The 18,789-nt window shown below is 54.7% G+C and carries 15 protein-coding genes; 7 read left to right on the forward strand and 8 right to left on the reverse strand.

The window, feature by feature from the left end; translation table 11 throughout:
* Positions 1 to 24 precede the first annotated feature (24 nt).
* On the forward strand, positions 25 to 2,991 hold the full coding sequence (locus ACYVHX_RS18435; protein ID WP_460673146.1) for a hybrid sensor histidine kinase/response regulator transcription factor: 2,967 nt from the start codon (positions 25 to 27) through the stop codon (positions 2,989 to 2,991).
* A 19-nt stretch (positions 2,992 to 3,010) separates the two neighbouring features.
* On the opposite strand, the gene ACYVHX_RS18440 is transcribed toward ACYVHX_RS18435, so the two are convergent.
* The 3 genes from ACYVHX_RS18440 to ACYVHX_RS18450 form a co-directional block, all read right to left on the reverse strand.
* The gene (locus tag ACYVHX_RS18440; protein WP_460673147.1) at positions 3,011 to 3,409 is read right to left on the reverse strand and encodes a type II toxin-antitoxin system VapC family toxin; all 399 of its coding nucleotides are present in this window, start codon (positions 3,407 to 3,409) and stop codon (positions 3,011 to 3,013) included.
* Positions 3,399 to 3,623: a hypothetical protein gene (locus ACYVHX_RS18445; RefSeq protein WP_460673148.1), complete on the reverse strand. Its 225-nt coding sequence runs from the start codon at positions 3,621 to 3,623 to the stop codon at positions 3,399 to 3,401. Before ACYVHX_RS18445 ends, ACYVHX_RS18440 begins: the two co-directional genes overlap by 11 nt.
* Positions 3,624 to 3,692: 69 nt before the next feature.
* Entirely contained in the window at positions 3,693 to 6,071 is a 2,379-nt protein-coding gene (locus ACYVHX_RS18450) for a TonB-dependent receptor (protein WP_460673149.1), read from the reverse strand.
* Between the two features lie 98 nt (positions 6,072 to 6,169).
* Here ACYVHX_RS18450 and ACYVHX_RS18455 point away from each other — a divergent pair, with 98 nt between their 5' ends.
* From ACYVHX_RS18455 to ACYVHX_RS18465, 3 genes are all read left to right on the forward strand, one after another.
* On the forward strand, positions 6,170 to 6,856 hold the full coding sequence (locus ACYVHX_RS18455) for an endonuclease III domain-containing protein (RefSeq protein WP_460673150.1): 687 nt from the start codon (positions 6,170 to 6,172) through the stop codon (positions 6,854 to 6,856).
* Positions 6,857 to 7,263: 407 nt separating this feature from the next.
* Positions 7,264 to 7,512, forward strand: a complete 249-nt coding sequence (locus ACYVHX_RS18460; protein WP_460673151.1) for a hypothetical protein — start codon at positions 7,264 to 7,266, stop codon at positions 7,510 to 7,512.
* Between the two features lie 77 nt (positions 7,513 to 7,589).
* Positions 7,590 to 8,660, forward strand: coding sequence for an endonuclease/exonuclease/phosphatase family protein (locus ACYVHX_RS18465; RefSeq protein ID WP_460673152.1), 1,071 nt, complete (start codon positions 7,590 to 7,592; stop codon positions 8,658 to 8,660).
* Between the two features lies 1 nt (position 8,661).
* Here the strand turns inward: ACYVHX_RS18465 and ACYVHX_RS18470 are convergent, their stop codons facing one another.
* Together ACYVHX_RS18470 and ACYVHX_RS18475 are read right to left on the reverse strand one after the other, a co-directional pair.
* A complete protein-coding gene (locus tag ACYVHX_RS18470; RefSeq protein WP_460673153.1) occupies positions 8,662 to 9,468 on the reverse strand; it encodes a carboxypeptidase-like regulatory domain-containing protein in 807 nt (268 codons plus the stop codon).
* A 126-nt stretch (positions 9,469 to 9,594) separates the two neighbouring features.
* Positions 9,595 to 10,800, reverse strand: a complete 1,206-nt coding sequence (locus tag ACYVHX_RS18475; RefSeq protein WP_460673154.1) for a PepSY-associated TM helix domain-containing protein — start codon at positions 10,798 to 10,800, stop codon at positions 9,595 to 9,597.
* 138 nt (positions 10,801 to 10,938) lie between these two features.
* Here ACYVHX_RS18475 and ACYVHX_RS18480 point away from each other — a divergent pair, with 138 nt between their 5' ends.
* Positions 10,939 to 13,308: a TonB-dependent receptor gene (locus ACYVHX_RS18480; RefSeq protein WP_460673155.1), complete on the forward strand. Its 2,370-nt coding sequence runs from the start codon at positions 10,939 to 10,941 to the stop codon at positions 13,306 to 13,308.
* Between the two features lie 31 nt (positions 13,309 to 13,339).
* A complete protein-coding gene (locus ACYVHX_RS18485) occupies positions 13,340 to 14,575 on the forward strand; it encodes a DUF4374 domain-containing protein (protein WP_460673156.1) in 1,236 nt (411 codons plus the stop codon).
* Positions 14,576 to 14,678: 103 nt separating this feature from the next.
* Here ACYVHX_RS18485 and ACYVHX_RS18490 read toward each other — a convergent pair whose 3' ends face one another.
* Together ACYVHX_RS18490 and ACYVHX_RS18495 are read right to left on the reverse strand one after the other, a co-directional pair.
* Complete coding sequence (locus ACYVHX_RS18490; RefSeq protein WP_460673157.1) at positions 14,679 to 15,248, reverse strand: TetR family transcriptional regulator; 570 nt, start codon at positions 15,246 to 15,248, stop codon at positions 14,679 to 14,681.
* A 221-nt stretch (positions 15,249 to 15,469) separates the two neighbouring features.
* A complete protein-coding gene (locus ACYVHX_RS18495; protein ID WP_460673158.1) occupies positions 15,470 to 15,901 on the reverse strand; it encodes a WapI family immunity protein in 432 nt (143 codons plus the stop codon).
* Between the two features lie 236 nt (positions 15,902 to 16,137).
* On the opposite strand from ACYVHX_RS18495, the gene ACYVHX_RS18500 reads away from it, so the two are divergent.
* A complete protein-coding gene (locus ACYVHX_RS18500) occupies positions 16,138 to 17,349 on the forward strand; it encodes a saccharopine dehydrogenase family protein (protein ID WP_460673159.1) in 1,212 nt (403 codons plus the stop codon).
* Positions 17,350 to 17,427: 78 nt separating this feature from the next.
* Here the strand turns inward: ACYVHX_RS18500 and ACYVHX_RS18505 are convergent, their stop codons facing one another.
* Positions 17,428 to 18,789 carry a glucoamylase family protein gene (locus ACYVHX_RS18505; protein WP_460673160.1) on the reverse strand — a complete coding sequence of 454 codons (1,362 nt, stop codon included), beginning with the start codon at positions 18,787 to 18,789 and terminating at the stop codon, positions 17,428 to 17,430.

Genomic DNA, 18,789 nt, shown 5'->3' on the forward strand with positions numbered 1-18,789 from the left:
TGCACGTGTAAAACCGGTGGGGCAATGAGAATATTTTTACTACTTCTTTTTTGGGGCATGAGTGGGTGGGCCGTGGCCCAGCAAAGCAAGCGCGACAGCATCGAGGTTCTGCTGAAAAAAGCCGGTCCCGATACCCTCCGGGTGCAGTTGCTGAACGATGCCGTGAGCCTGTACTGGAGCGTCAACATTCAGAAAGCGGAGCACTATGCCGACGAAGCCATGCAGCTCTCGCGACGCCTGAATTTTACGCGCGGAATCGGCCAAAGCTTTTACCTGAAGGGAATTTGTCACTGGTCGCAGGGCCGGTACGCCGATGCCATTCAATCGACCAGGGCCAGCCTGCCTTATCTGGAGCAGGCGAAATATACCAAGGGACTTTCGGCCGCTTACCATAACCTGGGGGTGGATTACAATTCGATGGGTGACTTTTCCCAGGCCATTGATTATTACTTCAAGTCGTTGAAAGCGGCTGAAAAAATGGGTGAGAAAGGGAATTTGGTCATGTCCGGCACGTACAATGCCATCGGCGTAGTTTTCGAGCACCAACAAAAATACGACCAGGCTTTACAGTATTACTGGCTTTCGTACCGCAAAAATGCCGGCACCGATCCGCGCGGGCAGAGTGGGGTGCTCATCAACATCGGAACGGTTCATCAGTTGAAGGGCGATTACGCCAAAGCCATTTCGTATCTGAATCAGGCGCGCTCCGGTTTTGAGACCATCAAAGAACCCATCGGCGTCGCCATGAGCGAGAACCACCTGGGGCAGGTTTACCTGAAACTGAAGCAACCCGCCCGGGCCGAAACGTATTTTCGGCAGGCGTTGAAGGTGGGTGAACAGGCCCATTACCAATCCAGCATTCTGACGAGTTTACTGGGTTTGGGGCAGGCGCAGGTGGAAAACCGCCAGCCAATTCAGAGCCTTGCTTATTTTGAAAAAGCGGTTCAGTTGGCGGAGCAACTCCGGCAAAAAGAAGAACGGTTGCTGGCGTATAAGGGGCTGGCGGCTGCGTATGCCGCCAATGGTAATTATTCAAGAGCGTACGGTTTTCAGTCCAAATGGGTGGCGCTCAACGACTCGGTTTTTAACGAGGAAAGTGCCAAAAAGATCGCCGGGGTGCAGGCCGAATACCAGTCGGAAAAGAAGCAGGCCGAGATTGAACTGCTGAAAAAAGACCAGGAAGTGTCGGTTTTGTGGCGCAACACCATCGGCGCGGGGCTGCTGCTGACGCTGGTGGTGGGTGCGCTGGTGGTGAGCCGGCAGCGGTTGAAAATTCAGAAAAATCAGGCCCTGCTGGAACAAAGCAAGTTGGTAGCTGAAAAAAATGAGCAACTCCAAAATCAGACCCATCAGCTGGAAGAACAGGCTGCAACGCTGGCGACGCAGGCCCGCCAGTTGCAGGAACTCGACGAGGTGAAGTCCCGGTTTTTTGCCAACATTTCCCACGAATTTCGTACACCCCTGACGCTGATCATCGGCACGTTAACCGAAAAAATGCGCGCCCTGACCGACGCCACCGATGCCGCCTTCCGCTGGAACGAAGTGTCGGTGATGCACCGCAACGCCCAGCGGCTGTTGCAACTCATCAATCAACTGCTCGATTTGTCGAAGATCGAATCCGGCAAGATGGAACTGCAACTTCAGGCGGGTGCCATCAACGACCTGCTGATGGTCACGACGGCTTCGTTTTCGTCGATGGCGGAGCAACGGACTATTCAGTACAGCGTCAACCTGCCAAACGATCGGCTGTCGGTGCGCTACCACCCCGATCAGTTGGAGAAAGTCGTCACGAATCTGCTGTCCAACGCTTTCAAGTTTACCCCGAACGGCGGATCGGTTACGCTATCGGCGCAGCAAATCACGAAAAATGACAAACCGTACGTGCAGATTTCGGTGGAGGACAGTGGTACGGGCATTGCCCCGGAGCAGGTCGAGCGGGTTTTTGAGCGGTTTTACCAGGGAACCACCTCGCTGGTGGGCGATCAGCCCGGCACCGGCATTGGCCTTTCGCTCGTAAAGGAAGTAGTCCAGTTACACGGTGGAACCATTCGGATTGAGCAAAAAACCGGACCGGGAGCGCGGTTTGTGGTGGAGTTGCCCTACGTGGAGTCGGTGGAAACCGGAGCGGAAAGCGCCCTTCCCAAACGGGCTTCGGTCGAATCGGTGCCGCTTTTGGCAGAACCGGTTTTGGAAGAGCCCGCGACCGCTGCGGAAGGCCCCGACAACCGGCCAACGCTGCTGATTGTGGAAGACAACGACGATCTGCGGATGTTTATCCGCAACCAGCTCCGAAAACAATACCGGATTCTGGAAAGTGAAAATGGGGCGCGCGGCCTGGAAACGGCGGTTGAAAACGTTCCCGACCTGATTGTCAGCGACTGGATGATGCCCGAAATGGACGGGGTGGAATTGTGCCGGCGCATCAAAACCGACGAGCGCACCAGCCACATCCCGGTTATTATGCTGACGGCTCTGGCCACGCAGGACAACAAACTGACGGGCCTGGAAACCGGTGCGGATGATTACCTGACCAAACCGTTCGATTCGCGGGAGCTGCTGGTGCGGGTGCAGAACCTGATCGAAAACCGGCGGCAACTCCGCGAACGGTTTAGCCGGGAACTGCGCATCGAACCCACCGACATTGCGGTTACGTCCGCCGACGAGAAATTTCTGAAGCGGGTCATGACGATCGTGGAAGACAACCTGGGCAATTCGGAATTTGGGGCCGAGGAATTTGGCCGGGAAGCGGGCCTGAGCCGGATGCAGTTGCACCGCAAACTCACGGCCTTAACGGGCCAGTCGGCGGGGGATTTTATCCGGGTGATGCGCTTGAAACGAGCCGCCCAACTGCTGGGCGGTCAGGCGGCTACGGTTTCGGAAATTGCCTACGAGGTCGGTTTTAACTCGCTTTCGTATTTCTCGAAAGCCTTCCGCGAACAGTTTGGCGTGTTGCCGACCGAATACGCCAGTCGGTCGAATGCGTCGGTGTGAACCCCTTTTAGCCCTTGGTTCACGATTTGACCAAGCGCAAACCCAATGGCGGCAAATGATTGAAATCGTTGTCAGTTGTGTGAAATTCCAGATCCAGATAGAGCGCGGTAGCAGCAATCCATATGTCATTCTTGCCCATATTTCTGGCCGATAAACCCGGAGGAAGCGGTTGTCCCTGTAAATTACCTTGGCTGTATGCATCAATCCGGGCATAGTACGTAGTCACTTCCCGAACGACCTCGATAATCGGGAACCGTTCAAACAGGCGCTGCATGAATAAAACCTTTTGATACCCCCAATCTGCTTTCAGGGCAAAGGCTTCTAACTCACCCACAACGATGACAGGAATGACTGCTCGGGCGGGCAGTTCTTGCTGACGGCGAATGTGTTCAATAAGTAAATTAGTGTCAAAGACCATTGGCTGAAGCTTCCTTCTCCTGGTTCAAGATCTGATCCATTCGTTCGTTCTCTTCATTCGTAAAGCCTAAATCTGGAATTGGAATGGGTTCTTTTTCACAGACTTCATCCAAAAACCGTTGAACTCCCCATCGCTTGATATCGGCCGGAGAATAGCTGTTCCATTGGCCTCGCTTGAGGGGTGGGATGGGATCCGGTTGCTTTTTAGTTTCCATACATCTGGCAATTTAATCTGTGTTGCGATAGACGTTACCAATGTAACAAAAAAACGGTCCTATAAGATTTCAAAACTCCCAGCGGTAGTTCAGAATCGGAATCAGGCCCAGTTGGTACCGCTGCACGACTTTGCCCTGAAAGGCATCGTAATAGCTGTAAAACGCATTTTGGGCGCCGGTCAGGTTTTGCAAATCGAGCGACAGAGTGCGGCTGTAGCGGGCTTTGCTTTTCTTCCAGTAAACCCGCAGGTCGGTCCGGAAATACGCCGGAAATTTGACGCTGAACACCTCACTGCCGTAGACCGTCGTTTGCTGCTGCTGCGACTGGGCTACATCAATGGGCCGGTCGCGAAAACCGCCCGCGTAGGTAATCCGGCCGTTGACGCCCCAGATGCTGCCCCGGTTTTCGCGGCTTTTGCTCCATTCTTTTCCGCCGGTCAGGTTGCTCGTAAACCGTCCGTCGAAGCGCGTGCTCCGCCAGATCCCGTCGGCCCCCTGGTATTGCGAATCGTATACCGAACCGGACGCCAGCAGGTAATAATTCTTCGAGAGGTATTTCTGGTACGTCAATTCCACTCCCCGGTTTCGGCCCTTCCCGGCATTGACCAGCGGTTCAAACACGTACGACTCGATCAGGTTGAGCGTCGAAAAGGCGCTGTTGGGGTTCAGACTGATCGGAACGTCAAACAGCATCTGCGAGTAGGCTTCAAGTTTCCAGTAACTCGCCGGGCTTAACTGGTGCTTGTAAGCCAGCGCAACATGATGGGCTTTGGTGAAGGTCAGTGATTCGTTGCTGTATAGAACACCGGTGCCGGGAATGCCGCGGCTACTGGAAAGATACGCCTGGGGCAGTTGCGGCTGGCTGTGCAAACCGTAAGCCGTCGTCAGGGTTTTGCCGGGCCGAAGCTCCCACTGAACGGAAGCGCGGGGTTCCAGCGATTGGCTCGTGTTATACGTAAAGGTATTGTAGAATAATCCGGCGTTAACCGTCACATTGTCAGTGGGTAACCATTGGTAATTGGCGTAGGGTTGAATCGTCCAGCCGGCTACCGATCCGTCGAAAATACTCCCGTTGGCGGAGCTGACGATGGGTGGAGTGGTTCCGCGCCAGATGCTCACGCCGTTGTCGGCATAGGTCAGATAGACTCCGACTTTAAAACTGTTTCGGTCATTGATCCGGTAATTCAGCGAAGAGGTCAGGGTCGATTTAGAGGCCGTTTGCGCATCCGATTCGTAATTGGGCCGGAAACGGTCGTCACCCGCAAAGTCCTGCGTCCGGCTGCTTCGATTGCCCGACAAAACCAGGGCGGTTTTCCACAAAAACCGGGTGCCTACCGGCTGCGAAAACGTCAGCCCCCCGGCGGCCATGCGGGTGGTGAATCGGATGGTGTTCCGGTCTTTGTCTTCTTCCTGCTCGTCGGTGGCTTTGGCGACGAAATCATTGCTGCTGTTGCCCACTACCCCAAAAACCGTAAACCGGCCGCCTTTGCGGGTCGGGAAATTCAGATTGAACGATAAATCCTGAAACCGGATGTCTTCCCCGCCGAACGAAACCCCCATGGCGCCGAGCAATCCCGTGAACGAATACCGGTAATTTACCAGATAGGAAGACCCTTTCTGCTTCGAAAGTGGCCCTTCGGCTGCCAGATCAAGGCCAATTAGGCCGGCCTGGGCAATAAATTCATGGCGTTCGTTGTTGCCCGGCCGCAGGCTCATATCCATCACTCCCCCGATTGAATTTCCGTATTCCGGCGAATACGCTCCGGTCAAAAACCGGGTGGTACCCAGGAGTTGCGCACTCAGCATGTTGACGCCCCCGCCCGCAGCCGTGGGCCGGTCACCGATGGTTCCGGCGTTGCTCTGGTGGTTAGGATTGACCACCTCGACTCCCTCCAGCCGCCAGATCAGGCTGTTGGGCGAATTGCCGCGGATCGAAATGTTGTTGGTGCCATCGTTCGTCGTCACCACGCCCGCGTAGGCCGTCGCCAGCCGGGCCGGGTCGAGGTAGGTGGCCGGAAACCGCAGCACCTGCTCGGTGGTAATGTATTCGGTGCTGATGGCGCGGTCGGTGCGGGAACCCACCACGGTTGCTTCACCCAATTGCTGAACACTGGCCTGCAGTTGAACGTCCAGAACCTGCTCCTTGCCCGATTCTACCAGCACTTCGTTAATAATCGTTGGTTCGTACCCCACGAACGAAACCGTCAACTGGTGGCGTCCTACCGGAACGTTGGATAACCGAAACCGGCCCTGTTCGTCCGTAACGGCGCCCGTGTTGGGAGCCGCCGAATTCTGCAATTGAACCGACGCGCCGACCAGCGGGCGGCCCTGACTGGCGTCGAAAACCGTGCCGCGGATGGTTTGGGTGGGAATTTGCGAAAAACCGGCCAAAGCCAGTACCGTTAAAAGGAGGGATAGGAAGGCAGTTCGGTAGAAAGGTGTCGTCATTGCTTTATTTACGGAATTGAGCCGTAAAAGTACAACGACAATTAACCAACTCTATGAACAATCAGTTGTTCTGACAAAAATCATTTGATCATTTTTCAATGGTGACTGTTGACGCGACCGAAAAAACCGTCTTGGTGCATGAAATCCTGAATGAACACTACGGGATTCAGGAAATTTACGCCCGGCTCGACCCCATGCACGAATTAATTGCCACGGTCCTGTCGCACCGGACGACGCACGCCAACGAGGTGGCGGCTTTCCGGCGGATGAAGGAGCGGTTCAGCACCTGGGAAGGGATTCGGGATGCGCCGATGGACGACCTGATCGATGCTATTCAGCCGGCCAATTACCCCGAGGTTAAGGCGCCGTATATCAAACAGATTCTGGCCCGGATCATCGCCGAGCGCGGGGAAGCGAATATTGATTTTTTGCGGGACTTAAGCACCGAAGCAGCCCTGGCCTGGCTGACGGCCCTGCCCGGCGTCGGCCCGAAAACGTCGACCCTGCTCTTGCTGTTCAATTTTCAAAAACCGGTGCTGCCGGTCGATACGCACGTTCACCGGGTGACGCAGCGGCTGGGAATCATTGGCCCTAAAGTCAGCGCCGATAAGGCCCACGCCATCTTACTGGCTTACCTGCCGCAGGAGGCAACGGTTCTGTTTAATTTTCACAAACATTTTTACTGGCACGGTCAGCGGGTGTGCACCTGGAGTTACCCGAAATGCCACCAATGTGTGCTGAAAGCGCATTGTGATTACTACGCGGAGCGAAACCGGGAAAAGTAGGTTACTAGTAATACGGCTAGCGTTGCTAAGTTGAAGCGCCATCACTGGAATATTGATGCGTCAGGAGCTTCTTAAATAAGATTATTTTTTACCAGGAAACCCTCAGGGGAAAACACAGAACCGTAGTTTCCAAACCGCGCATGCGTTCTTTTTTACAGCATGCCTTGTAAAAAAAGACTGAATCGATTCGGAACTGCCTCTCCATGAAATTCTCCTAAAATCCTTTTTCTATCCCCTTTTTAGGCGGTTTTCGCCTTATGTTACATCCGTGTTACACGATGTTACAGCAGCGTTAGCGCGGTCGCGGCCCGTGGCTTTACCTTTGTTGTGTCGATCGGCGAATTCCGGTTCCCGGCGACAACGACCACACAACAAATACACCATGACTGCTAAAACCAACTGTAACGATGCACGCTTCTGCTGATTCCCGCCTTAGTCAGTACCTGTTCAAAACCCTCTCGCTTTTCGGAATGATGTTGTTCGGCTACGAAAAAGGCCGGATCGTTCGCCGAAATCTGCGTCGCTATTTTCGTCCGGCTCCGGTTCGCCAAACTCCGGGAAATGTGCCGAAACCCGCGGCCGACCAGGCGACCTACCGGCCCGTTTTCAACAAACCGGTTTCGAATTCCTTTTTTCGGCCCTTTCCCGTTTCCTAAGGTCAGTCTGAAATTTAGGATTAAACTTCTATCTTGCTGATCGATTGTCGGTCGTGTTTCTGGCACCGTAACCTGAAATGAGCAACGTAGAGTACATCCTGATTGGATACGCCTTTTTGATCACCTTCATTTCGTTTATCCACCTCGTTCGGCTCGATGCCTGGTGGATTCGCATCTGGGATTTTCCGCACCTGCAACTCACCGTTCTGGCGGCCATCGGCCTGCTGGCCTGGGCGGTTTTTAGCCGCCATACGGAGTGGCCGATGCTGGTGGCGTTGGGGGGCTTACTGGCCGCGCTGGCCTACGAAGGCTGGCTGATCTATCCGTTTACACCCCTCCACCGCAAGCAGGTGCAGTATTTTCGGAAGCGCCAGGAACGGGCGGAAGATGCCAACCGGATCCGGATTCTGAACGCCAACGTGTATCAGGACAATACCCATTGTCCTGATGTCCTGAAACTGGTTCAGAAGCACCAGCCGGACGTGGTGCTGATTCTGGAAGCCAACCAGCGGTGGCAGGACGCCCTAAAACCGCTCGAAACGGATTATCCGCACCAGATTTTACATCCGCTCGAAAACACCTACGGCCTGTTGTTTTATTCGCGCCTGGTGATTCGCCACCATGAAGTACGGTTTTTGATTCAGGACGATATTCCGTCGATTTACGCCCAGCTCGAACTGGATTCGGGGCAACGGGTTCATTTCTACGGAATTCACCCCATGCCGCCCAGCCCGACCGAACATTACCGTTCGACCGAGCGTGATGCGGAGCTGGTGGTGGTGGGCAAGGAAGCCCGGCAGCAGAAAGAGCCGGTGATTGTGTCGGGCGACCTGAACGACGTCGCCTGGTCACACACCACCCGGCTTTTTCAACGCATCAGCGGTTTGCTCGATCCGCGCATCGGCCGGGGACTTTACAACAGCTTTCACGCGCGGTACTTTTTTTTACGCTGGCCGCTCGATCACATTTTTGTTTCGTATCATTTCAAACTGCGCTCGATCCGGCGGTTGCCCAACTGCGGTTCTGATCATTTTCCAATTCTGGTTTCGCTGGCCTACGCACCGGATGCCGCTGCTGAGATCCCGCAACCCGAACGCGACGATCTGGAAGAAGCCCACGAAATTGTGGGTCGGGCCAACGACGATTGACTTACCGGCGGTTCGTAAAACCGATGCCCATCGTGTTGGAGCGCACGGCTGATTCGCGGCCCAGAAAGTCGAGCGTAACGGATTCCTGGTAGTTGTAGTCATCCCCAAAGGAGTCGATCAGCCGCAGAGACTCGCCCGTTGGTTTGTAAACCGCCGTTACCGTGTAGCGTCCGATGGGAATGTCCCGGATAAAATCATCGTACGTTTTCCGGGTCTGGAGTTTCAGGGTCTTGCCAGTCGAACCATCGATCAAGGGGCCAACGGGCTTGAACGTAAATTCAATCTTGTTGATTTCCAGTTCGTAAGCGTTTGGGTCGCGGTGCAGTTCCGCCGTGCCCCCGTAGTACAGATCCAGGCTCAGGTCGGGAACGTGGCCGGTCAGTCTCCACTGAAAATTGCGTACGGGTTTTTCGTTTTCCGCGAAACTATCGGGGTTTTCGGGCTCCAGCTGGATCTTGTACACCCGGTCATTGTATTGCTTCAGGATAAACCCTCGGGCGATCCACTGCCCCAGGTCTTTAACCAGTTGCATTTTGTAGTTGCCATCCGAGCCGGTGTTGACTTCGGCGCCGTGGCCTTTAATAACCGTGTTGTCGATGTAGACGGTCGCGCGCGGAAGCGGTTTGCCCTGCGGGTCAATGACATGGCCGGTCAGGTAGCCCGACTGGCCTTTGGTGCCGGTGCTGGGCTCACCCGGGTCGGGGCCGGGCTCCGGTGAACCGGATTTGCAGGAGGTAAGGGCGCTCAGGCTGCCCAACAGAAAAAGTGTGGTGCAGGCCAGTCCCTGCCAGGTGTTTCGTACGTTCATGGTAGTGCTTGTTGTTCGTGGTAACAAAGCAAAACTACGGCGTCCGAACCACCCGGTTCAACCAACACCCGCGTGGGCGGCAACAAGCCGTGTTTGAATTGCCGAAAAAACCGCCTGATTTGTAAACTATCCCGGAAGCCGGTTGGGGTGGTGCGTCGCGACAACCTGCCGGAACGCCTTGGTCTGGCCGATTGTGCGGGCGGTTTTCTTTGATTTCTTCCGGCGTCCCCACCAGATGATAAACCCGGTGACGGGTAAGGTGGCGCAGGTCAGGCTGGCGCAGAACGCCAGAATTTTGCCCGCCAGTCCGCCAATGGCCCCCACATGGATGTCGTAGTTCATCCGCCGGAGCTTGTCGGAAACCGGGGCATTGGCGTAGAGGCCGGTGAAGGGCCCTGTAACCGGTATTTCTTCCAGCGAATGTTGGTTATAATAGTGGTAATCAACTTTGTAGTAGGTTCCTTCCCGGTAATTGACGTACGAATAAATCGATGCCGTTTGATCCTGCGGGAACGACATATTGATGCCTTTGTGGTTGGGGTAGTGCCGCTGATAATTCATCCAGACCCGGTCAACGGCTTCCATCGACGAGGAAACCTTCCGGACCACGGTGGTGTCGGAGGGCGGAATGACGTACGCATCGGAGCCCTGCCCGCCCGTTGCCCAGTACAGGGTTTGCGAGTACCATTGAAAACTCCAGACCAGACCCGTCAGGGCAAACGTCAGCCCAACCAACAGCACGTAAAAACCGAATACGTTGTGGAGGTCGTAGTTTTTTCGGCGCCAGGCTGCGTTCCATTTGATGCGAAACCGCTGCCGGGCCGCACTGCGGTTTTTGGGCCACCAAAGCACCAGACCGCTCAGGAGCATCACCACAAACAGCACCGTGGCCCAGGCCACAATCGGTTTGCCAACGGCGTCGGGCAGCCAGAGCGAATTGTGCCCGTGCAGCACGAGGTGGAAAAAATCGTCGTCTTCGTTCCAGACGTGCAGCACCTGTCCCGTATACGGATTGATGTACACCACGTAATAGTATTCCGGATCGAAATTATAAAAGCCCACTTCGGCGCTGCGGTTGGGTAAGCTGTACAAAGCACCGTCGGCGAGTTTTCCGGGCAGGGCTTTTTCGGCAATTTTTCGCAATGCCGAGGGAGGGAGCGGTTTTCCGCCAGGCGGCTGATCGACGAACCAATAAGGCTGGGTCAATTGCTTGATTTCCTGCTCAAAAACCAGCACGCAACCGGTTAGGGCCACCACTAAAACCACCAGACCCGACGACAGTCCCAGCCACAAATGTATTTTGCCAATCAGTTTTTTGCCGTTCACAATCATGCCGAGAAGATTCGTCCGTCTGGTCGCTGCCGCGAAATTTGTCAAATTGCCGTTATTAATGAAAACCGCTTTATATTTGTAAATTAATTATAATTAGTCCAAATATTGGAATTTCTACGAAATTTCGTGCGCAAAAAAATGAACCGTTGGCCGGGATTAGTTCTGATTCTGGGGCTGGCTGTGCCCGGGCATCTGCTCGCGCAAGCAGGAGACGGTTTTGTAAAAGGGCTGGTACTGAACGCCGACGGGAAACCCAACGAACACGCCACCATTCGCCTGAAAGACAGTCGATTCGGAACGGCATCCGGTTCCGATGGTGGTTTTGAACTGAAGGCGTCAGCCGGTTCCTATACCCTGGTGGTATCGAAGGTGGCCCACAAAACGGAGACGATTCCGGTGACGGTGGAGGAGGGCAAAACCACGACCCTTCCGGTGGTTGTGCTGACGTCCGACGAAACGCTGAGCGAGGTGTTGGTGATTGGAAAAACCGAGACGCAGGCGGTGCGGGAGCAGTCGTACGCCATAACGGCCATTGACGCCAAAGCCCTTTACAACGCCAATGCCGACATGAACCAGGTGCTCAACCGCACGGCGGGCATCCGGGTGCGGGAGGAAGGCGGTTTGGGGTCGTCTTTCAATTTTTCGCTGAACGGTTTTTCGGGCCGGCAGGTCAAGTTTTTTCTGGATGGTATTCCGATGGATAATTTCGGTTCGTCGCTGTCGCTCAACAACCTGCCGATCAATCTGGCCGAACGGATCGAGGTGTACAAAGGCGTAGTGCCGGTCTGGCTCGGCACCGACGCACTGGGCGGGGCCGTCAACATTGTGACGAACCAGACGACCCGCAATTTCCTCGATGCCTCGTATTCCTACGGTTCGTTCAACACGCACCGCACGGCCTTCAGTGCCGGGTATACGAGTCCGCGCACCGGTTTTCGGGTGCAGGCCAACCTGTTTCACAATTACTCGGATAACAACTACCGCGTAACGGCGCCCGTCCTGGAACTGGCCTCCGGTCAGAACCTCGGCGAACGGCGCGTCCGCCGGTTTCACGATACGTACCAGTCGGCGATGGTTCAGCTGGAGCTGGGCGTCGTGGACAAAAAGTTTGCGGATCGCCTGCTCGTGGGCCTGATTGCGTCGGGCAGTGAAAAGGATGTGCAAACCGGCGCTACCATCGATAATGTGTACGGCAAGCTGTTCCGCACGAACCGGGTTTTCATGCCAACGCTGAAATACCGGAAAGCCAATTTGTTTACGAAAGGGCTGGATGTCAACCTGTATGCGTCGTACAACGCGGGTCGGGAAGAGATTATCGACACGGTGGGCCGGAAATACAACTGGCTGGGCGAGTACGTGGTTCGCTCGAATGCGGGAGGGGAGCTCAACCGCTCGTTTTTTACGTTCCGCGACCGGGTGACGCTGGCCAACGCGAACGTCAGCTACACGGTGAGTGAGCGGCAATCGCTGGCCCTGAACTACGTCTTTACCGATTTTCACCGGAAGGGTAACGATCCGCTCGATCCGGCCAATGAGCTGCGAAACTACCCCCAGCAGGTTGCTAAAAATGTCCTTGGTCTGGCCTGGAAATTCGATTACTCGGAGCGCTGGACGACCACGGTTTTTGCAAAACTGTACAGAATGGAGGCCGAATCGTACAGCATCAAGGATCTGTTTACCGAAAACGAACGCATTGCCAAAGACCGGAGCGCGTTTGTCAAACCCGGTTTTGGGCTGGCCTCGACCTATTTTGTGCTGCCGACGCTGCAACTGAAAACCTCCTATGAGCGCACGTACCGACTGCCGGAGGGCAGCGAACTGTTCGGTGATGGTTTGTTCATCGATCCCAACGTGGGCCTGCTTCCGGAACGCAGCGATAACGTGAACCTGGGCGCGAATTACGTCCTCCGGAAAGGAGCCGACCACCGGATCACCGCCGAAGCCAACCTGATTTACCGCCGGGCCAACGATTACATCCGGCCCCAGATCAGCGGCATCAAAGTGCAGTCGGTCAACCTGCGCGACGCACTCACGACCGGAATCGACGGCGATGTTCATTATTACTACAAAAACCGGTTCAGCGTCGGCGCAAACGTGACCTACCAGAACCTGATCAACAACACCCAATACGAACGGGGGGATTCGTACGTAAGCTACATCTACAAAGATCGCCTGCCGAATATTCCGTACTTTTTCGGAAATGCCGATGCGGGACTGGCGTTCCGGAACGTGGGCGCGGCCGATGCCACGCTGGCGGTCAACTGGAACGTTAATTTTGTGGAAGCGTATTACCTGAAGTGGCCGAGCCTGGGAAGCCGGGACTCAAAAATGGTCATTCCCCGGCAACTTTCTCAGAATTTGAGCGTTTCCTATGGATTGAAAAACGGCAAGTATAACCTGTCGGCCGAATGCCGGAACCTGACCGACGCCGAGCTTTTTGACAACTACCGACTCCCAAAACCGGGTCGGGCGTTCTACCTGAAATTCAGGTATTTTGTGAGTAAATGAGTGGAGTAGTAACTATCTAAATCGCAGAAGTATGTTTAACAAAGGAGTATTGGCACTGGTGACTTTAGGCGCCCTGGTGTCATTGAGTTCGTGTGATAAGGGAGACAATCCGGTGGACACCGATCCGGTTACTTCGGGGGGGTACGTACTGGCGGTGCGGGCGCAGGGAAGCAACAACGAATCGACGGACTACCTGCTGCAGGCCCCTTCCCTGATGGAAGGCACGCTTTCGATTGCCGGACAGGGCATTGAACAACCGGGCTACCGGTCCTACGCGCAGGTGGGCAAAACCATTTTCAGCATTGGTACGAGCGATGCCAGCCTGGGCGTTCCGACGGCGGTAGGCTACACCCTCGACGGCTCGAACAAGCTGACCGAGAAAGGCAGCGTGACGTTTGATAAAACGTTTGAGGTCATCACGACCGTCGATGACAACACCCTGGCGGGCGTTCAGATTCCGCGCACGGCGGCCGAAAACCGGCAGGCCATTTTTTACACCGCCACCGCCAGTGATCTGAAACTGAGCGGCCAGGTGAAAAGCTCGCTGGCCCCGCTGTTCAAAGAAGACCAGGTTTGGCCGTCGGGCATTCGGGTGCGGGATGGCAAGGCGTATGTGTCGTATTACCTCCAAAACCGGGCCGATTTCCAGACTACATTTACGGACACGGCCTACGTCGCCGTTTATTCGTATCCGGCTTTTGTGCTGGAAAAGGTCATCAAGGATACGCGCACCGGCCCGGCGGGTGCATTCAACAGCAGCAACGGCCTGATTAAAACCGAGAACGGAGATATCTATACGGTCGCTTCTTCGGGCTATACATTCTCGCAGCGCACCAAACCGTCCGGTTTTCTGCGGATTAAGAATGGCGAGACGGTTTTCGATCAATCGTACTTTTTTAACCTGGACAACATTTCGAACAACCGGAAATTATACTTCAGCCAGTACGTGGGCAACGGGCTGGTGCTGGCCGAAATGGGCCGGTTTCCGCTGGCAAACGGGCAGTGGGCCTACCAGGATGTGGACCTGAGTGTGGTGCTGATCGACCTCAACACCAAAACGATCAAAGATGTAACGGGCGGAATTCCGGCCCACGCGGGTCAGGGTGGCACGACGCTGACGTTTCCGGTTGATAACGGGAAAGTGTATCTGCCGGTGACCAGCTACACCGAAGGAACGTACATCTGGGAAATCGACATTGCTTCCGCCACCGCCAAACGCGGAGCCAAAGTAGAAGCCAAATACGTTTCGGGAATTTTTAAACTGTAATCCGGTTTTCGGTATACGGTTTTCAGTAGCTGACGCACGATTTGGAATGCGTCAGTCCCGGTGACCCGGTGTAAACTGAAAACCGTATACTGAAAACCGTACCTTATTCCAACGCTTTGTAAACCTGCTGAATAGCCTGTTCAATGCGTTGCCAGCCTTCCTCAGATTTCAGGTCGACGTTCATGAACTGGCTTTGGCTGGGCGCCATCAGCAGCAGCATCGTAATGCCCGAGATGAGAACGGCGCTGACGGCCGTGAGGTCTTCGTTTTCATCCGCAAAGAATTTTTCGATGACCTTCTGGTACGATTCATTGCGGGTGGTTGCCAGTTTCTGACTCACGCACAAACCGGGGTTGCTCATTTCCCATTTCAACATCTCCTGGGCCGAGGTCCGGGCTCTGAGTTCACGCAGTAAACCAATCAGGTAGTTAACGCGGTTCTGGTGGCCGGATGCGCCTTCGCTGACTACCGCACTTTCCAGAAACTGGTTGTTGTATTTGGCCAGAATGCTGCCTTCCTGCAAAAACCGCTGCATCAGACCTTCCCAACCACCAAAGTACCGGTAAATGAGCACTTTGTTAACTCCTGCTTTTTCGGCTACTGCATTGATTCCAATCCGATTGGTACCCCGCTCCGCGATCACTTCACCGACGGCCTGAAGAATGCGGGCCATCGTCTGAGTACGACTTCTTTTTCGAACTTCTACCATTAATTATTCACAACTCACCAGCGTAGATCCTGCCGGTTTTGATCTGATTGATTTCAACAAAATAGGAATTATCACACCAAAGTTAGGGATTACTTGGCGAAATATGCGACCATTATCGGAAAAACCGTCAACAAGTTGTTAATAAAAGGTAGTGAACGGTACATATGATACGTTGTGCAAAACGATTACCGTTCGGGAAACAGCGCGAGTTGTCGGACTAAATCCCGGATGGCTTCGCGGAGTTGAAACCGGGTCAGCGTAACGTCCATCAGCAGCGGAAAATCGGGGTAGGGGTGCCAGGAGGGCGTCAGGGCGTGATCGAGCTGGATCTGTAAATGATAATGCTCATTGGGCAGGCAGGTCGCTTCCACGTTCAAACCCGGTTCGGCAAAGGACACCGTTACGTGGTTGATCGCCCGGTTCCCGAGCAGTTTGAGGCCGTTGATGAGCCGCTTGATTTCCCAAGTATGCAGGGGGGCCGACTGCTTGTGAAACTCTTTCTGCCATTCGGTCGAAAGCTCGCACAGCAGGCTGTTGCGGTCCCGCCAGTTGCTTCCTTTAACGCCGTATCCCTTTATTTGCAGTTCAAAAGAACCGGTAGAGCTGTTCAGTTTCATAACGTTATGGGGAATGGGTTTGAGTTTGATGGATAGTTGGCCTAGTTATCAAATATAGTAAATGGACCGGGTTTGTCCTAGTGAACAGCCGGAATCTTATTCAAAAACCGGGGACAATCTTTTTTATTGATTTCTGGCAAGAACGCGACGGGTCTGGCTATCTTTGCGCGAATTTGTTCAATCAACGATGCCGGCCCATCAACGGTGGGCCACAAATCCTAAACAGTCTTCGATCAATGGCTAAAGTGCTGATTATTGGTGCCGGAGGAGTCGGCAGTGTGGTGGCTCACAAGTGCGCGCTGAATGCAGAGGTTTTCACCGACATTCTGCTGGCCAGCCGAACCAAAACCAAGTGCGACAAAATTGCCGCCGAAATCCGGGATATGCACGGCGTTGAAATCAAAACGGCGCAGGTCGATGCCGACATTGTGGCCGAAGTGGTGATGCTCATCAAGCAGTTTCAGCCGGTTTTGGTCATCAACGTCGCTTTGCCGTACCAGGATTTGCCCATCATGGATGCCTGCCTGGAAACCAACGTGCATTACCTCGACACGGCCAACTACGAACCCAAGGACGTTGCCAAATTTGAGTATAGCTGGCAGTGGGCATATCAGGAGCGGTTTAAGGAAGCCGGAATCATGGCCCTGCTCGGCTGCGGTTTTGATCCGGGAGCGACGCAGGTATTCACGGCTTATGCCGCCAAGCACCAGTTCGATGAAATGCACACCCTGGACATTATCGACTGCAACGCGGGCAACCACGGTAAGGCATTTGCCACCAATTTTAACCCCGAAATCAACATTCGGGAAATCACCCAGCCGGGGCGGTATTGGGAAAATGGCGAATGGGTGGAAATTCCGGCCATGTCGATTCACAAACCAATCGAGTACCCCGGAATCGGCCCGAAAGAATCCTACGTGCTGTACCACGAAGAACTGGAATCGCTGGTGAAAAACTTCCCGACCCTGAAGCGGGCCCGGTTCTGGATGACGTTCGGGCAGCAGTACATCACCCACCTTCAGGTGCTGGAGAACGTGGGCATGACGAGCATCAAACCCATTTCGTTTCAGGGCATGGACATCGTGCCGCTGGAGTTTCTGAAAGCCGTGCTGCCCCCCCCCGATTCGCTGGGCGAAAATTATACGGGCCAGACCTCGATTGGCTGCCAGATCAAAGGCATCAAAGACGGTCAGGAAAAAACGTATTTCATCTGGAACAACTGCGACCACGCCGAAACCTACAAGGAAGTGCGCGGCCAGGCCGTCAGCTACACCACCGGCGTTCCGGCAATGATCGGCGCAATGCTGATGCTGAAAGGAATCTGGATGAAACCGGGCGTCTGGAATTGCGAAGAACTCGACCCCGATCCGTTCATCGAGCAAATGAACCAACAAGGCCTCCCCGTTCAGGACGAAGTCAACCAGCCCCTGAGCGTTGAAAAGGAATGATGATGGATGAATGATGAACGATGGATTGCGAGCGTCAGCCCATTCATCGTTCATCATTCATCAATCATCATTCATCCATCATCCTTTCAGCCATCCTCCCCGAAAACCGGCGCGGAGCAGACCTTTGCGGAGCGTCGGATGTTGCATCATCAGGTTCCAGATCAGGTTGGTGCGGTAATTTTCGGTCATCAGCAGGATGGGGCCATTGTCAATGCCGAGGTAATCCTGATCGAACCACTGACCGGGATAGGTCAGGTTAAAAGCATCTTTAAAACCGTATGGCCCGTAGATTTTGGGGCCGTGCCGGTATTTCATCCGTTGAAGCGCCCGAATGCTCTCCTCGGGCGTAAACGGCATCGAACCACCCGCTGCGGTGGGAGCAATGGTGCCATCATCGACAATCTGGGTGCCTGCGGCTCCGCGGGCGCGGTACGAGAAAAATGCCTGCCCGCTGATCACGGTATCTTTGGGGCCGTCGCAGGCCGTCAAACCCCAGCTGTCGGTTTCGTATCCTTTGAATTTTCCCGGGTTTTGGAGGCAATACGCGCGGTTGGCGAGCGTGGCCCGGCGGCTGTTTTCAAAGTAGTCGCTTCCCTTCTGCTGCATGTAAACATCCCTGATGCTCCGGAAGTCGATCCAGATGTGGGAATACTGGTGCCCAAAAAGGGGATCGAAATTGAGGTGGGTGTAGCCCTGAAAGTCCTGCCAGTCGTAGGTGGCGGTCCAGGCGGTCCAGGCTTCGGGCCCGACCGGATGCGTGGGCGAGGCCAGCGCCAGCACATACAGAATCATCGCTTCGTTATAGCCTTTCCAGTCTGATGGGATAAACCCGGTTTCGGGATGCCAGCCCATCGACACCAGCGGTTTGCGTACCTGCATCCATTGCCAGTCGACCCGCCGGTAAATCCGGTCGACCAGCAGCCGGATTTCTTTTTCCGGGGCGCTAGCATTCGAGAAATACCGCTGACTGCTCAACATTCCGGCCAGCAGCAGCGCCGTGTCGATGGTCGATAATTCGACCTGTTTGAACCGGTGACCGGTTTTCATATCCAGAAAATGGTAGAAAAAACCGCGGTGTCCCGTGGCGGTTTTCGCATCTGCCGATTGGGGGGCGTTGTGAAAAAACCGGAGTGTTTTTAACGTCCGTTCGGCGGCTTGCTGGCGGCTCACATACCCCCGTTCAACCCCAACGACGTAGGCCGTCAGACCAAAACCGGTGGCGGCAATGCTCGCAAACGAAGGCGAGGGATACCGATCCGGAATCAGGCCGTGCGCGTTGTCGCCCAATTCCCAGAAGTACCGAAACGTATCCCGTTGCAGCGAGTCCAGAAACCGCTTCGAATACGCGACACCCCGGGGCTGCGCCCAGGCAGCAGCGCTGAACAGGCAAACCAGGAGCAACCAAATGCCGGGGCCAAACGGAAAAGCACGACGTCTCAT

The sequence above is a fragment of the Larkinella ripae genome (genome assembly GCF_054780775.1).

Excerpts from the sequence above, each read along its gene's own strand:
- ACYVHX_RS18445 (WP_460673148.1), bottom strand. The coding sequence starts at position 3,623 with ATGGAAACTAAAAAGCAACCGGATCCCATCCCACCCCTCAAGCGAGGC.
- ACYVHX_RS18465 (WP_460673152.1), top strand. The coding sequence starts at position 7,590 with ATGAGCAACGTAGAGTACATCCTGATTGGATACGCCTTTTTGATCACC.
- ACYVHX_RS18485 (WP_460673156.1), top strand. The coding sequence starts at position 13,340 with ATGTTTAACAAAGGAGTATTGGCACTGGTGACTTTAGGCGCCCTGGTG.
- ACYVHX_RS18435 (WP_460673146.1), top strand. The coding sequence starts at position 25 with ATGAGAATATTTTTACTACTTCTTTTTTGGGGCATGAGTGGGTGGGCC.
- ACYVHX_RS18475 (WP_460673154.1), bottom strand. The coding sequence starts at position 10,800 with ATGATTGTGAACGGCAAAAAACTGATTGGCAAAATACATTTGTGGCTG.
- ACYVHX_RS18480 (WP_460673155.1), top strand. The coding sequence starts at position 10,939 with ATGAACCGTTGGCCGGGATTAGTTCTGATTCTGGGGCTGGCTGTGCCC.
- ACYVHX_RS18460 (WP_460673151.1), top strand. The coding sequence starts at position 7,264 with ATGCACGCTTCTGCTGATTCCCGCCTTAGTCAGTACCTGTTCAAAACC.
- ACYVHX_RS18455 (WP_460673150.1), top strand. The coding sequence starts at position 6,170 with ATGGTGACTGTTGACGCGACCGAAAAAACCGTCTTGGTGCATGAAATC.
- ACYVHX_RS18495 (WP_460673158.1), bottom strand. The coding sequence starts at position 15,901 with ATGAAACTGAACAGCTCTACCGGTTCTTTTGAACTGCAAATAAAGGGA.
- ACYVHX_RS18450 (WP_460673149.1), bottom strand. The coding sequence starts at position 6,071 with ATGACGACACCTTTCTACCGAACTGCCTTCCTATCCCTCCTTTTAACG.
- ACYVHX_RS18440 (WP_460673147.1), bottom strand. The coding sequence starts at position 3,409 with ATGGTCTTTGACACTAATTTACTTATTGAACACATTCGCCGTCAGCAA.
- ACYVHX_RS18500 (WP_460673159.1), top strand. The coding sequence starts at position 16,138 with ATGGCTAAAGTGCTGATTATTGGTGCCGGAGGAGTCGGCAGTGTGGTG.
- ACYVHX_RS18490 (WP_460673157.1), bottom strand. The coding sequence starts at position 15,248 with ATGGCCCGCATTCTTCAGGCCGTCGGTGAAGTGATCGCGGAGCGGGGT.
- ACYVHX_RS18505 (WP_460673160.1), bottom strand. The coding sequence starts at position 18,789 with ATGAGACGTCGTGCTTTTCCGTTTGGCCCCGGCATTTGGTTGCTCCTG.
- ACYVHX_RS18470 (WP_460673153.1), bottom strand. The coding sequence starts at position 9,468 with ATGAACGTACGAAACACCTGGCAGGGACTGGCCTGCACCACACTTTTT.